The sequence below is a fragment of the Paracidovorax valerianellae genome, assembly GCF_900102625.1.
GTDB lineage: Bacteria > Pseudomonadota > Gammaproteobacteria > Burkholderiales > Burkholderiaceae_C > Paracidovorax > Paracidovorax valerianellae.
Genome location: NZ_FMZC01000009.1, coordinates 137,141 through 151,201, shown reverse-complemented (window position 1 = coordinate 151,201; position 14,061 = coordinate 137,141). Strand labels below are relative to the sequence as shown.

At 67.2% G+C, this 14,061-nt stretch carries 10 protein-coding genes; 2 read left to right on the top strand and 8 right to left on the bottom strand.

Annotation, left to right across the window (positions count from 1 at the left end; translation table 11 throughout):
* Window positions 1-18: 18 nt before the first annotated feature.
* From BLT03_RS14985 to BLT03_RS14975, 3 genes are all read right to left on the bottom strand, one after another.
* Window positions 19-747, bottom strand: a complete 729-nt coding sequence (locus tag BLT03_RS14985) for a TorF family putative porin (RefSeq protein WP_092744561.1) — start codon at window positions 745-747, stop codon at window positions 19-21.
* Between the two features lie 366 nt (window positions 748-1,113).
* Complete coding sequence (locus tag BLT03_RS14980; protein WP_092744560.1) at window positions 1,114-2,742, bottom strand: SulP family inorganic anion transporter; 1,629 nt, start codon at window positions 2,740-2,742, stop codon at window positions 1,114-1,116.
* An 18-nt stretch (window positions 2,743-2,760) separates the two neighbouring features.
* Window positions 2,761-3,423, bottom strand: a complete 663-nt coding sequence (locus BLT03_RS14975; RefSeq protein WP_092744559.1) for a carbonic anhydrase — start codon at window positions 3,421-3,423, stop codon at window positions 2,761-2,763.
* A gap of 535 nt (window positions 3,424-3,958) precedes the next feature.
* Here BLT03_RS14975 and BLT03_RS14970 point away from each other — a divergent pair.
* Window positions 3,959-5,500 (top strand): YifB family Mg chelatase-like AAA ATPase, encoded by a 1,542-nt coding sequence (locus BLT03_RS14970; RefSeq protein ID WP_092744558.1) that lies wholly within the window; start codon window positions 3,959-3,961, stop codon window positions 5,498-5,500.
* A 55-nt stretch (window positions 5,501-5,555) separates the two neighbouring features.
* On the opposite strand, the gene BLT03_RS14965 is transcribed toward BLT03_RS14970, so the two are convergent.
* Window positions 5,556-6,347 carry an SDR family NAD(P)-dependent oxidoreductase gene (locus tag BLT03_RS14965; RefSeq protein WP_092744557.1) on the bottom strand — a complete coding sequence of 264 codons (792 nt, stop codon included), beginning with the start codon at window positions 6,345-6,347 and terminating at the stop codon, window positions 5,556-5,558.
* Window positions 6,348-6,454: 107 nt separating this feature from the next.
* On the opposite strand from BLT03_RS14965, the gene BLT03_RS14960 reads away from it, so the two are divergent.
* The gene (locus tag BLT03_RS14960) at window positions 6,455-7,375 is read left to right on the top strand and encodes a LysR family transcriptional regulator (RefSeq protein ID WP_092744556.1); all 921 of its coding nucleotides are present in this window, start codon (window positions 6,455-6,457) and stop codon (window positions 7,373-7,375) included.
* Window positions 7,376-7,384: 9 nt separating this feature from the next.
* Here the strand turns inward: BLT03_RS14960 and BLT03_RS14955 are convergent, their stop codons facing one another.
* From BLT03_RS14955 to BLT03_RS14940, 4 genes are read right to left on the bottom strand one after another with little or no spacing between them, the layout of a single operon-like run.
* A complete protein-coding gene (locus BLT03_RS14955; protein ID WP_217640168.1) occupies window positions 7,385-8,056 on the bottom strand; it encodes a TetR family transcriptional regulator in 672 nt (223 codons plus the stop codon).
* Between the two features lie 40 nt (window positions 8,057-8,096).
* Entirely contained in the window at window positions 8,097-9,548 is a 1,452-nt protein-coding gene (adeC, locus tag BLT03_RS14950) for an AdeC/AdeK/OprM family multidrug efflux complex outer membrane factor (RefSeq protein ID WP_092744554.1), read from the bottom strand.
* 1 nt (window position 9,549) lies between these two features.
* On the bottom strand, window positions 9,550-12,720 hold the full coding sequence (locus BLT03_RS14945) for an efflux RND transporter permease subunit (protein ID WP_092744553.1): 3,171 nt from the start codon (window positions 12,718-12,720) through the stop codon (window positions 9,550-9,552).
* Between the two features lie 18 nt (window positions 12,721-12,738).
* Window positions 12,739-13,959 (bottom strand): efflux RND transporter periplasmic adaptor subunit, encoded by a 1,221-nt coding sequence (locus BLT03_RS14940; protein WP_092744552.1) that lies wholly within the window; start codon window positions 13,957-13,959, stop codon window positions 12,739-12,741.
* Window positions 13,960-14,061 lie beyond the last annotated feature (102 nt).

The following is a 14,061-nucleotide window of genomic DNA, read 5'->3' as shown; positions in this document are numbered from 1 at the left end:
CCTCGGCGCCTGTTGTCTTTACAGGGTTTTCGTGAGCGCGACGATCAGGCGCGACTTGTTGACCGGGCCGAAGAAGGCCTTCTTGTTGGCACCCACCACGGCCGCCGACAGTGACAGGCCCGAGCCGAAGTCATAGGCGCCGCCCACGCTGTAGTCCATGTAGTTGGGCACGCCCAGGTCCTTGATGTCGCTGGCGAAGCGCGTGAAGCCGACGGAGGCCTTCAGCGTTGTTTTGGGAGCCACTTCCTGCGCGTAGGCCAGGTTCAGGTAGCCGGTGTTGCGGCCCTTGTTGCTGGTCGTCTTGGCCGCAGCCCAGCCGAAGTAGTCCTTGGAGATGGTGTGCGAATACTTGGCCGTCAGCGGGCCGTAGGTGGCGGCGCCGTACAGCTCGGTGGTGTTGCCGACCGAGTTGCCCGGGTAGGCGTAGGTCAGTGCGCCCAGGTCCAGGTCCACGTCGCCGGCCTTGAATTTGTAGCCGCCGTAGAAGTCCATCTCGATGGAATTGCCCGGCAGCCAGTCCACGCTGGAGTTCCAGTTGCCCAAATACCAGCCGCTGTCGCCGAAGCTGTAGTCGAAGCCGCCCTGGATGGCGGGCTTCACGGCCTTGACCCGGCTGGCGTCCTGGTCCTGTCCACGGAACTTGTAGTTAGTGGTCAGGCTGACGTTGCCCGTCAGTTGCGCGCTGGCCAGCAGAGGCAGGGCGGCGACGAGGGCGGCGCTCAAGGACTTCATGGATACACGGGGCATGGTTCCTCCGGGGTGGCTGATTAGGGATGAACCCGTTCCAAGCATGGACCGTGCCATGCCCCATGACCGCAGCCCCGCAGCCTTCCCTGCGGCTGGGGCGGTATGCCGAAAGTCGTTACACGCCATGCAGGCAGGTAACGTTTTGCACCATTGCAGTGCCACCGGCGCGGCGATTCGGCAGGAAGCAGGCTCAACGCACCGTCCTGGGGACGGCGGGGCGAAACACACTGCCTTGGTGCATTTCGCCCAATTCGAAGTGATTCGATGCCAGCCGGTGCTTATGTGCTCCCCGCCAGGACCTCGACCGTGCCGAGCCAGCCCCCGAGGTACAGCAAGGCACGGTCGGAGATCACATCGTCGGAAAGGTCAGCGTGCCGCACGGGGCTTGAGCCAATGCAGGGGATGTGGCCGCTCGCCATCGGCCGGGAGCACGGCCGCAGCCGTCTGTGGCATCGAGCGCAATTCGACATGCACGCCGCGCTCCTCCGCATGTGCCACGAAGTCGTCCAGCGCTTCCCGGATGTCGCGGTCCATGAAGCCGCAGTTGCAGCCGTCGATCACAAGGGAATGCCCCGGCTTCACCCGGTCCAGGTAGCGGCGCAGCGTGGCCTTGCTGAAGAACGAGACGTCCTTGCTGAGCCGCATCAGGTGCACGTTGCCGTCGGAGATCATCGTCAGCGCGCCCCGCGTGTTGGCCTGGATCAGGAACAGCATGCTGCACGCCAGGCCGATCAGGATGCCGATGAGCAGGTCGGTGGCAAGGATCGCCCCCACTGTCACCGCGAAGGGCACGAAGGCCGACCATCCCTCGCGCCAGACCGCCGCGATCATGGCCGGCTTGGCCAGCTTGAAGCCGGTGTGCAGCAGCACGGCGGCCAGCGCGGCCAGCGGCACCCACTGCAGGAATTCCGACAGGAACAGCACGCTCGCCAGCAGCAGCACGCCGTGGAACACCGCCGACAGCCGGGTGCGCGCGCCGGACTGGATGTTGGCCGAGGTTCGCACGATCACCGCAGTGATCGGCAGCCCGCCCAGCAGGCCGGCCAGGACGTTGCCCACGCCCTGCGCCTGCAGTTCCCGGTTGGGCGGGGCTACGCGCTTGAGCGGATCGAGCCGGTCGCCGGCCTCCAGGCTCAGCAACGTTTCCAGACTGGCCACCACCGCCAGGGTGAACGCGATGGTGTAGACCTCGGGCCGCGCCAGCGCCGACCAGTCGGGCGAAGCGAGTTGCGACCACAGCGCGCCCAGGCTGTCGCCCTCAGGCAGGGCCACACGCTGCGAATCGGGCAATGCCACCGATGGCTCGGTCGCCAGAGCGATGGCCTGGTACGCAATGCCCCACAGCACGGCCAGCAGCGGCCCGGGCAGCCGGCCGATCAGCGGCAGGCGCTTGGCCCAGGGCGAATCCCACGCGAACAGAATCGCCAGTGCGCCGGCCGCGATGATCACCGCGCTGCCGGTGACGGCCCCGACCAGCCGGCCCAGGTCGTCGAAGCCGTCGATGGTGCTGGGCACCAGGCGCATGGCCTGCTCGCCGGACGCGAAACCGAACGCCACGGGAAGCTGCTTGATGATGAGGATCAGGCCGATCGCGGCCAGCATGCCCTTGATGACCGGCGAGGGAAAACAGGCGCCGATGTCGCCGGCCTGCAGGCGGCCGAACAGCCACTGCAGCGCGCCGGCGATCACCACCGCGACGAGGAAGGACTCGAAGCTCCCGAGCTTGACGATCGCGTCGACGACGATGACCACCAGCCCGGCCGCAGGGCCGCTCACGCTGAGTTGCGATCCCGAGAGCCAGGCCACGACGAGCCCGCCCACGATGCCGGAGACCAGCCCCGCCAGCAGGGGCACACCGCTGGCCAGCGCGATGCCCAGGCACAGCGGCAGGGCGACCAGGAAAACGACCAGGCCCGCAGGCACGTCGTTGCGCCAATGGCCGAGCAGGCCGGTGGGCGATGCGCTGCCGCCAGGGTTGCGAAGGGTGTCTTGCATGATGAGGACTCCTTCGCGTCAGGCCGCTGCGGCCAGTTGGGTGCTGCTGGCGTCGACTTCGAGCACCTGGCGCAGGCGCCCGTCGCGCAAAGCGTAGACCCAGCCCAACAGTTGCAACGGTTGCCCGCGTTCCCAGGCGCGCCGGACCTGCGGGGTGGCGGCCAACGTATGCACTTGCTCGGCCACGTTCACCTCGACGAACCGGCCCACGCGGGCGGCCAGTTCATCGGCCGCCTCCGGATCAGGCACCGCATCGCCGTCGATCTCGCCCGCACGGCGGCGGTAGAGGGCCCGCAACGGGCGCAGGTGCTCGGCCAGGTAGTCGCCCCGCGCGGGCACGGCGCTTTCGGCCGGCATCAGGGCGGCCCGAACGCCCCCGCAACCCTCGTGGCCGCACACGATGACGTATTCGACCTTGAGCACATCCAGGGCGTATTGCAGCGCGCTCATGATGTTGGGATCGTCCGGGCGGACCAGGTTGGCGACGCTGCGGTGCACGAACAATTCGCCGGGCAACGCATTGGTGACGCTCTCGGCCGGCACGCGGCTGTCGGCACACCCGATCCAGAAGACGCGCGGCTGCTGCCCCGCCACCAGATTTTCGAAAAATGCCGGATCGCGCGAGGTCATCTCGTCGGCCCAGGCACGGTTTTGAAGCATGAGACGCGTGGTCAGATCCATAGAAACCTCCATTTTGTTAATTCGATGCTGCACTGCAGCACGGCATTAGGCTAGGGTAAAAGCCGGCGCCATTTCGAATATAGGGTTTTTTTGTTTCATTTGCTTTCGTGTGATTCGATAAACGGGGCGACAAATACCTGCGTTTTCGCACGATATAAGCACCTCTTATTTATTGCAGTGGGTGAGACTGATATTCCCAACACCACTCTTGTCGCAGCCGCATTTATCGACCCACATGAAGCGGCGATCTGATCTCGAATCCAAAAATGGTTGATTCACCGTTGCCTGATAACGTCAACCCATTATTCAAAGTGAACCAATGTGTTCACCATAAAACATGCATGGGGCCAGGCCCTGCGCGGCAACGTCCCATTCACTTGCCATGCGCCACTCGCGCTCTGCGGAATGACTCTCAAGCCTTCGCCCGGCGAGGAAAACATTGCGCTCTCTGACTCGGTGCCCATTTGCTTATATCCTCGCCCCTCGCAACGCAGCGGCTGGCCCCAGCCGGCGTTCGACGAGGGAGAAAATCAACATGGGTCTTGCTTTGGTGCAAAGCCGGGCATTGCTGGGACTGCAAGCGCCGCACGTGACGGTCGAGGTGCATCTGGCCAACGGGCTGCCCAGCTTCACGCTGGTCGGTTTGGCAGATGTCGAAGTCAAGGAAGCCCGGGAACGCGTGCGCTCGGCGCTGCAAAACGCGGGGCTGGAGTTTCCGAATAACAAGAAAATCACCGTCAATCTGGCCCCGGCCGACCTGCCCAAGGATTCGGGCCGGTTCGATCTGCCGATCGCGCTGGGCATCCTCGCGGCAAGCGGGCAGATCGACAGTGCGCGGTTGGCGGGCCATGAATTTGCGGGGGAACTGTCGCTTTCTGGCGAGCTTCGCCCCGTTCGCGGCGCCCTCGCCACCAGCCTGGCCCTGCGGTCGGCCGGCGTGGCCGTGCGCATGGTGCTGCCCCCCGGCAGCGCCGAAGAGGCCGCGCTGGTGCCGGGCATCGAGGTGTACCGGGCGCGCCATCTGCTCGACGTGGTGCAGCACTTTCTGCCGGCTTCGGGCGGTGCCCCAGCCGAGCCGGCGGGCGACGGTTTCGTGCGACTGCAGGCCTCGCCCCTGCAGGTCGGCACACCGGAGGCAGACCTTGCAGACGTCAAAGGCCAGGCCGCTGCCAAGCGGGCCCTGGAAATCGCGGCGGCGGGGGGCCACGGCTTGCTGCTCGTGGGCCCGCCGGGGTCGGGCAAGTCGATGCTGGCGCACCGCTTTGCCGGGCTGCTGCCGCCGATGACCGTGGACGAAGCGCTGGAGAGCGCCGCCGTCGCCAGCCTGGCGGGGCGCTTCGGGCCGGACCGATGGGGCGTGAGACCTACGTCAGCACCGCACCACACCTGCAGCGCCATCGCCCTGGTGGGTGGCGGTTCACCGCCGCGGCCTGGCGAAATTTCACTCTCCCACCACGGGGTGCTTTTTTTGGACGAGTTTCCAGAATACGCCCGCAGCGCGCTGGAAGCGCTGCGCGAGCCGCTGGAGACAGGCCGCATCACCATCGCGCGGGCAGCGCAGCGCGCCGAATACCCCGCCCGCTTTCAACTCGTGGCGGCCATGAATCCCTGCCCCTGCGGTTTTTTCGGCTCGGGCCAGCGCACCTGCCGCTGCACGCCCGATCAGGTGGGGCGCTACCAGGGCAAGCTCAGCGGCCCGCTGCTGGACCGCATCGATCTGCACGTGGAAGTGCCGGCGCTCCCCACCGATGAGCTGCTGCAGGCCCCGCCCGGCGAAGCCACGGCGGCGGTGCGCGAGCGCGTGGTGCGGGCGCGGCAGCAGGCGATGGACCGCCAGGGCCAGCCCAACCAGGCGCTGCAGGGCCAGCAGATCGACACGCATCTGGTGCTGGACGAGGCGGCTGCGCGCTTTTTGCAGGCGGCCGCCACCCGCCTGGCGTGGTCGGCGCGCAGCACGCACCGGGCACTGAAAGTGGCAAGAACCATCGCCGACCTGGCCGGTTCCGTCGCGATCGCACCGGCCCATGTGGCCGAGGCGGTTCAGTACCGCCGGGTGCTGCACCGCGGCGCGGCGTAGCGCTTGCAGAAGCGGCCTCGCGGCAACGCCTTTGCGGGAAGCCTTCGGACGCCCGTCAAAGAAACATGCCGCCCGAGGCCTCGATGCGCTGCGCGTTGACCCAACGGCTGGCGGGCAGCAGCAGCGAGGCGATCACGCCGCCGATGTCATCCGGCAGGCCCACACGGCCAAGCGCGGTCTGCGAGGCGATGAAGGCGTTCATCTGCGCGTTGTCACGCACGGCCCCGCCACCGAAGTCGGTTTCGATGGCACCCGGGGCGACCACGTTCACGGCGATGCCGCGGGGGCCCAGTTCCTTGGCCAGGTAGCGCGTGAGCACTTCCACGGCGCCCTTCATGGCGGCGTAGGCTGCGAAACCCGGCAGCGCGAAACGCGCCAGACCGGTGGACACGTTGACGATCCGGCCCCCATCGTTCATGAGCGGCAGCAGCTTTTGCGTGAGAAAGAACACGCCCTTGAAATGGATGCCGACGAGTTGGTCGAACTGCTCTTCGGTGGTTTCCATGAAGCTGGCGTGGATGCCGATGCCGGCGTTGTTCACCAGAAAGTCGAAGCGTTCGCGCTGCCAGTGCTGCGCCAGCGCTTCGCGCACCTGCCCGGCGAACGCCACGAAAGTACCGCTCTGCGAGACGTCGAGCGGCAGCGCGATGGCGCGGCGGCCCAGGCTTTCGATCTCGGCGACGGTGTCGCGGGCTTCGTCTGCCTGCGTGCGGTAGGTCAGGATCACGTCGATGCCCTGCCGCGCGATGTGCAGCGCAGCATTGCGGCCCAGCCCGCGGCTACCGCCGGTGACGAGGGCGATGGGCGGTGTGGGAGATGTGGAAGACGTGGGAGAAGAATCGGTCATGGCGGGCCTTTCGGTACGGGGTGGATCGGAATGCCTTGCAGTCTATTGAGCCGTTATCCTCTGATAAACCGCTTTAAATTGATCAGTTTGTTCAACCCAGCAAAACAATGAACCCACTCGACCGCATGCTGGTGTTTGTCCGCGTGGCCGAGCTATCGAGCTTCACCCAGGCGGCCGAGGCGCTGGGGATTCCCAAAGCCGGGGCGTCGGTGGCGGTGCAGCATCTGGAAAGCCAGCTCGGTACGCGGCTGCTGCACCGCACGACGCGGCGCGTACAGCTCACGCAGGATGGCCAGGCCTACTACGAGCGGTGCAAGGACTTGCTGGCGGATGTGGACGAACTGCAGTCCATGTTTCAGCAGCAAGGCGGTGACGCACTGCGCGGACGGGTGCGCATCGACATGTCCACCGGCGTCGCGCGCCGCGTGGTCCTGCCGCAACTGCCCGGGTTGCTGGAGCGCCATCCCCGTCTGGAGATCGAGATCAGCAGCACGGACCGCCGCGTGGACCTGGTGCGCGAGGGTTTCGATTGCGTGGTGCGCGTCGGCACCGTGGCCGAGCCTGGCTTGGTGGCCCGCCCGCTGGGCCAGCTGCGCATGGTCAACTGCGCCAGCCCGGACTATCTGGCGCGCCTCGGCACGCCGCAGTCCCTGCAGGATCTGGAGCACCACCACCTGATCCATTACGTGACCACGCTGGGCGCGAAATCGAGCGGGTTCGAACACCTGCAGGATGGCAAGGTCCTGCGCCAGCCGATGGCAGGGCCCATTACCGTCAATGGGGCCGAGGCCTACCAGGCCGCCTGCCTGGCCGGCCTCGGAATCGTGCAGGCACCGCTGATCGGGTTGCACGGCCACCTGGAGCGGGGCACGCTGGTCTCGGTGCTGCCCGGGCACCCGGCCCCGCCGATGCCCATCACCCTGCTGCACGCGCACCGCCGCCACCTCCCCCGCCGGGTGCGTGTGGTCATGGACTGGATGGCGCAGGTGATCGAAGACCATGTGGCGCGCATCGACGCGTTCGCCTGAGGCGCCGCCTCAAGGCATATGGCCGGCCGATGAGAGGCGCTGCGGCGGCGTGCGCCAGCGGCCCGGCGTCATGCCGTCCAGGCAAAAGCCCAGGCACGCGCCCACCTGCTGCAGGTATTGCCCTGGGTCCGAATGTTCCGTTCGCTCGGACAGCACACCGCGCCCCACGGCATGCAGGCAGCGGGCGGCCATGGCCGGCTCCAGCCCTTCGCGCAATTGACCGCGCAGGGCCGCGACCGACAGCGCAGCTTCCAGATGGCGCACCGCCCTCGCCTGGGCCGCCGCAATGCGCAGCCCCCAGCCGTCCATATTGGCCGGTTCGCAGGGCTCTCGCACAACCCACTGCACCAGCGGCCACTGCACCGGGTCAGCACGGCACTCGCCGATCTGGCGAACGAGGCAGCCGTGCAAAAGGCCCAAGGGCAAGGTTGGCCCGTGGAAGGCATCGGCGCCGAAGTTCGCACCCACGTCCAGCGGCCAGCGCAGCCGGCCAAGCAGTTCCTCCAGCAAGGCGCCCTTGTCCGTGAAATGCCAGTAGATCGCGCCCCGCGACACGCCGGCCTGCCTTGCCACGTCTTCCAGCCCGGCCCCGTGCGCGCCGTGGCGGGCGAATGCCTCGAGCGCCGCGCCGACGATGCGCGCGCGCGTCAGCTCCGCTTCGGCCTTGGTGTTTTTCGGCACGGCCGAGTGCGCCCGGATTGGGGGGAGAGCCCGACGGCCATCAAGGCTTGGCGGTGCCGACCGCGGCCACCGGTGTGCCGGTCGATTCCACCCAGCCCCCGCCGAGCGTCTTGTAGAGCGTGACGAGATTGGCGTAGCGCGACAGCCGCGTACCGATCAGGTTCTGCTGCGCGGTGTAGAGCGAGCGCTGCGAGTCCAGCACGGTCAGGTAGTTGTCCACCCCCCGCTTGAAACGCGCGTCCGACAGGCGATAGCTGTCCGAGGTCGCGTTCACCAGCGATTGCTGGGCCTCCATCTGGCGTCCCAGCGTGCTGCGCTGCGCCAACGCATCGGACACCTCGCGAAACGCCGTCTGTATCGCCTTCTCGTACTGGGCCACGTCGATGTCGCGGTCGATGCGCGCGATGTCGAGATTGGCTTGGTTGGCACCGCCATCGAAGATCGGCAGCGTGATCTGCGGCGCAAAGCTCCAGTTGCCGGAGCCGCCTTTGAAAAGACCGGACAGGTCCGCACTCGACGTGCCGGCGGAGGCCGTGAGGCTGATGCGCGGGTAGAAAGCGGCGCGCGCTGCACCGATGCTGGCGTTCGCGGCTTTCAGCGTGCGCTCGGCCTGCAGGATGTCCGGACGGCGCTGCAGCAGATCGGACGGCAGGCCGGGCGGCAGGCTGGCCAGCGGGTTGGAAGCAGCGCTGGCGTCGTCGGGCAACGAAAGCGCCAACAGGTCTTGCGGCACGTCGGCACCCACAAGCAGCACCAGCGCGTTGCGGTCCTGCGCCACCTGGGCGGTGTAGCGCTCCACGTCCACCCGGGCAGAGTCCACGCTGGTCTGCGCCTGCCGCAACGTGAGCGCCGAGGCCACGCCCAGGTCGAAACTGCGCTGGTTGAGCGCAAAGGCGTTGCGCTGGTTGGCCAGCGTGTCCTGCGCCAGGCGCAATCGGTCCTGGTCCGCCGCAAGCGTGAGGTAGGCGGTGACGACTTCGGCCACCAGGCTGATGTGCGTGCTGCGCCGCGCTTCGGCGGTGGACAGGAACTGCTCCAGCGCCTGCGCGTTCAGGCTGCGAACGCGGCCGAAGAAATCCAGCTCGTAGGCACTGAAGCCCACCGTGGCGCTGTAGCTGTGCGCCACCACCGGCCGACCCGCGCCCGACAGGTCCGCCGGTGTGCGGCTGCCGCTGCCGCCCCCGGCGGCATTCACCGTGGGGAACAGCGCCGCGTCCTGTACGCGGTACTGCGCACGCGCCCGTTCGATGTTGAGCGCCGCCACGCGCAGGTCGCGGTTGTTGGCCAGCGCCATCTCGATCACGCGCTGCAGCGATGCATCGGTGAACACGTCGCGCCAGCCGATGTCGGCCACGGGCACCGCGGCGGGCGCGCCGGCATCGCCCGCGAAAGCGGCGGGCACCGGGGCCGCCGGCTGCTGATAGGCAGGCATCAGGCTGCAGCCCGCCAGCGAGGCGGCCAGTGCCAGGGGAGCAAGGAGAAAGCGGGACATGTCAGGCACCTTCCGAAGCGGGGTGTGGCAAAGCGGGATGCGAGGAGGCCACGGCCCCCGGGGCTGCAGGCTTGCGGCGGAACAGGCCCACGATGAGCACGAAGAAAAGCGGCACGAAGAAGATCGCGAGGATGGTTCCGGACAACATGCCGCCGATCACCGCCGTGCCCAGCGCGTGCTGCGCCCCGGCACCCGCGCCGCTGCCCAGCACCAGCGGCAGCACGCCCAGAATGAAGGCGAGCGACGTCATCAGGATGGGGCGAAGGCGCATGCGCACCGCCTCCATGGCCGACTCCACCAGGCTTTTTCCGCCCTCGTACAGTTCCTTGGCGAACTCCACGATCAGGATGGCGTTCTTGGACGCCAGGCCGATCGTGGTCAGCAGCCCCACTTGGAAGTAGACGTCGTTCATCTTCCACGTCAGGATGGCCCCGAGCAGCGCGCCGAACACGCCGAGCGGCACCACCAGGATCACCGACAACGGAATCGCCCAGCTCTCATAGAGCGCGGCCAGGCACAGGAACACGATCAGGATCGACAGCGCGTACAGCAGGCCGGTCTGGCCCGTGGACGCCTTTTCCTGCCGCGACAGCCCCGTCCATTCGTAGCCGATGCCGGGGGGCAGCTTCGCCACCGCGGCTTCGACGATCGCCAGCGCCTCGCCGCTGGAAGCCGCGCCCGGCATCGCCATGCCCAGGATTTCCACCGAGGGCACGCCGTTGTAGCGCTCCAGCCGCGGCGAACCCGAAGCCCAGCCCGCCTTGGCGAACGAGGTGAAGGGCACCATGGTGCCGGCGCTGTTGCGCACATACCAGCGGTCGATGTCCTCGGGCAGCATGCGAAACGGTGCATCGGCCTGCAGCATGACCTTCTTCACGCGGCCCTTGTCGATGAAGTCGTTGACATAGCTGCTGCCCCAGGCCGTCGAGAAGGTGTTGTTGATGTCAGCCATCGACAACCCCAGCGCCCCTGCCTTGTGCGGATCGATCTCCAAACGAAACTCGGGCGTGTCTTCCAGTCCGTTCGGGCGCACCGCGACCAGGCGGGCGTCCTTGGACAGCTCGCCCAGCAACTGGTTTCGCGCCTGCATCAGCGCGGCGTGGCCCAGGTTGGCGCGGTCCTGCAGCATCAGATCGAAGCCGGTGGCGTTGCCCAGCTCCGACACGGCGGGCGGTGCGAAAGCGAAAACCTGCGCGTCGCGAATCTTCGCGAAAAAGGCTCCCGCCTTCTGCGAGACGCCCGACACGCTGAGGGCTTCGCCCTTGCGCTCATCCCAGGGCTTGAGCTTGACGAAGGCGAAGCCGGTGTTCTGCCCGCTCCCGGCGAAGCTGAAGCCCGAGACCGAGAAGATGCCCGCCACCGCGTCTTTCTGGTCTTCCAGAAAATGCTTCTCGACCTGGTGGATCACCTCCACGGTGCGCGCACCCGCCGCGCCGGGCGGCAGCTGCACCAGCACGAACATCGAGCCCTGGTCCTCATCGGGCAGAAAGCCCACGGGCAGCTTCATGAAGCCGAACACCACGGCAGCCAGCAGCACGGCGTACAGCGCCATGTAACGCCATCCCTTGCCCAGCATGTGCCGCACGATGCCCTGGTAGCCGCGGTTGCCGCGGTCGAAGCTGCGGTTGAACCAGCCGAAGAAGCCGGTCGTCGCCATGGTGTGGCCCTTGGGAACGGGCTTGAGCAGCGTGGCGCACAGGGCCGGCGTGAGCACCATCGCCACCAGCACCGACAGCGTCATCGCCGAGACGATGGTGATGGAAAACTGCCGATAGATCACCCCGGTCGATCCGCTGAAAAAGGCCATGGGCACGAACACCGCTGCCAGCACCAGCGCCACGCCCACCAGCGCGCCCGTGATCTGGCCCATGGACTTGCGCGTCGCCTCCTTCGGCGACAACCCCTCCTCGGTCATCACCCGCTCGACGTTTTCCACCACCACGATGGCGTCGTCCACCAGCAGGCCGATGGCAAGCACCATCGCAAACATGGTCAGCGTATTGAGGGTGAAGCCGAAGGCCGCCAGCACGCCGAACGTGCCCAGCAGAACCACCGGCACGGCGATGGTGGGAATCAACGTGGCGCGAAAGTTCTGCAGGAACAGGTACATCACCAGGAACACCAGCAGCACGGCTTCGACGAGCGTGCGCACCACTTCCTCGATGGAAATGCGCACGAACGGCGTGGTGTCGTAAGGCTTTTGCACCGCCATGCCGGGAGGAAAGAACTTCTGCAGCTCGTCCACCCGGGCGTCGATGGCCCTGACCGTGTCGAGCGCGTTGGCGCCCGTGGCGAGCTTGATCGCGAGGCCCGCGGCCGGCTTGCCGTTGTAGCGGCCGACGGTGTTGTAGTTTTCGCTGCCCAGCTCGATGCGCGCCACGTCGCGCAGGCGCACCTGCGAACCGTTGGTCAGGGTGCGCAGCAAAATCTCTTCGAACTCCTGCGCCGTCTTCAAGCGCGTCTGCGCAGTTATGGTGGCGTTGATCTGCTGGTTGCTCGCGGCGGGCAGCGCGCCCAGCTGGCCGGCGGACACCTGTGCGTTCTGCGCCTGGATGGCCGTCTTCACATCGAGCGGGGTGAGGCCGAAGTTCGCCAGCTTGTCGGGATCGAGCCAGACCCGCATCGCGTACTGGGAGCCGAACAGGGTCGTGTCGCCCACGCCCTCCACCCGGCTGATCGCATCCTGCACGTTGGCCGCCACGTAGTCCGACAGGTCGGAGCCGTTCATGCTCCCGTCTTCGGAGGTGAAGGCCAGCACGTTCAGGAAATTGGTGGCCGACTTGGTCACGGTGACGCCTTGCTGCTGCACCTCCTGCGGCAGCAGCGGCGTGGCCAGCGACAGCTTGTTCTGCACCTGCACCTGGGCGGTGTCGGGATCGGTGCCGTTGTCGAAGGTCAGCGTGATGGTCACCTGGCCCGACGACTCGCTCGTCGAGGCCATGTAGCTGAGCCGGTCCAGCCCCTTCATCTTCTGCTCGATGACCTGGGTGACCGTGTCCTCCAGGGTCTTGGCAGAAGCGCCAGGGTAGTTCGCCGTGATCGCCACGGCGGGCGGTGCGATGCTCGGGTATTGCGCGATGGGCAGGGTGAAGATCGAGAGGGCGCCGGCCAGCATCACGATGATGGCCAGGACCCACGCGAAGATGGGGCGGTCGATGAAAAAGCGTGCCATGGGTTTCTTTCGCGCGGATCAGTTCGCGGGGTTCTTGGCACCCTCGGGTGCGGCAGCCTGCGCCACCGGGCCGGCCACGGCCGTGGCCGCTGGCTGGGGCTTCCAGGGCATCACCTTGACCTCGGCGCCCGGCGCGGCGCGCTGCTGGCCATCCACCACGAGCTGATCGCCCGCCTGCAGGCCGGTGCGCACCAGCCACTGGTCGCCGACGGTGCGCTCGGTCTCCAGATTGCGGCGCTGCAGCTTGCTGTCCGGGCCCACCACGTAGGCCATGGGCTTGCCGGTGCTGTCGCGCGTCACGGCCTGCTGCGGCACGAGCAGGCCCTGCTCCTTCACGCCCTCTTGCAGAACGGCGCGCACGTACATGCCGGGCAGCAGATCGGCCTTGGGGTTCGGAAACACGGCGCGCAGCGTGATGGCGCCCGTGCTCTGGTCCACCGTGACGTCCGAGAACTCGAGCTTGCCTTCTAGGGGGTAGGCGCTGCCGTCCTCCAGCACCAGGCGCACCTTGGCCGCATTGGCGCCAGCTTTTTGCAGATCGCCGCGCGACAGGGCCTGCTTCAGCCGCAGCAAGGAAGCGCTGGGCTGCGTGACATCCACATAGATCGGGTCCAGCTGCTGGATGGTGGCCAGGGCCGTGGCCTGGCTGGCGGTGACCAGCGCGCCCGGCGTCACGCTCGACTTGCCGATGCGCCCCGAAATCGGCGCATCGACCCGCGCGTAGGCCAGGTTGATGCGGCTCGTCTCGACATTCGCACGGGCCGAAGCCACGTCGGCCTCGCCCTGGCCGAGCGACGCGGCTGCGTCGTCGTAGTCCTGCTGGCTCACGGCCTGGATGGCCACCAGTTCCTTGTAGCGGTCGGCCTTGAGCCGCGTGGTCTTGAGGCTGGCCTGGGCCTTGGCCAGCGCCGCCACGTTGCTGTCGTGGGTGGCCTGGAAGGTGGCCGGATCGATCTGGTAGAGCGCCTCGCCGGCCTTCACATCGCTGCCTTCGCGGAATTTTCGCGCCTTCACGATGCCGCCGACTTGCGGCCGCACGTCGGCCACCAGGTAAGGCACGGTACGGCCGGGCAGCTCGGTGCTGAGCGCCACCGACTGCGACTGCACGGTGATCACGCCCACCATGGGCGTGCCCTGCGGCGGGGGCGGGCCGCCCGGGGGCTTGCCGCATGCGGCGAGCAAACAGGCGATGGCGGCTGCGGCCGACAGCGTGAGCAAGGGACGACGAACGAGGCGCATGGGGAATCTCCAAAGGACAGGCTGCGGATGATATACAAACCGTACTGTACGGTAAAGTAAATTTGACTTCGATTCTTCGCCCATGAATACTCGGTCGCATGA

Bases quoted from the DNA above. Each gene is read 5' to 3' on its own strand.
- BLT03_RS14985 (WP_092744561.1), bottom strand. From the start codon at position 747: ATGCCCCGTGTATCCATGAAGTCCTTGAGCGCCGCCCTCGTCGCCGCC.
- BLT03_RS14940 (WP_092744552.1), bottom strand. From the start codon at position 13,959: ATGCGCCTCGTTCGTCGTCCCTTGCTCACGCTGTCGGCCGCAGCCGCC.
- BLT03_RS14960 (WP_092744556.1), top strand. From the start codon at position 6,455: ATGAACCCACTCGACCGCATGCTGGTGTTTGTCCGCGTGGCCGAGCTA.
- BLT03_RS14945 (WP_092744553.1), bottom strand. From the start codon at position 12,720: ATGGCACGCTTTTTCATCGACCGCCCCATCTTCGCGTGGGTCCTGGCC.
- BLT03_RS14980 (WP_092744560.1), bottom strand. From the start codon at position 2,742: ATGCAAGACACCCTTCGCAACCCTGGCGGCAGCGCATCGCCCACCGGC.
- BLT03_RS14970 (WP_092744558.1), top strand. From the start codon at position 3,959: ATGGGTCTTGCTTTGGTGCAAAGCCGGGCATTGCTGGGACTGCAAGCG.
- BLT03_RS14965 (WP_092744557.1), bottom strand. From the start codon at position 6,347: ATGACCGATTCTTCTCCCACGTCTTCCACATCTCCCACACCGCCCATC.
- adeC (WP_092744554.1), bottom strand. From the start codon at position 9,548: ATGTCCCGCTTTCTCCTTGCTCCCCTGGCACTGGCCGCCTCGCTGGCG.
- BLT03_RS14975 (WP_092744559.1), bottom strand. From the start codon at position 3,423: ATGGATCTGACCACGCGTCTCATGCTTCAAAACCGTGCCTGGGCCGAC.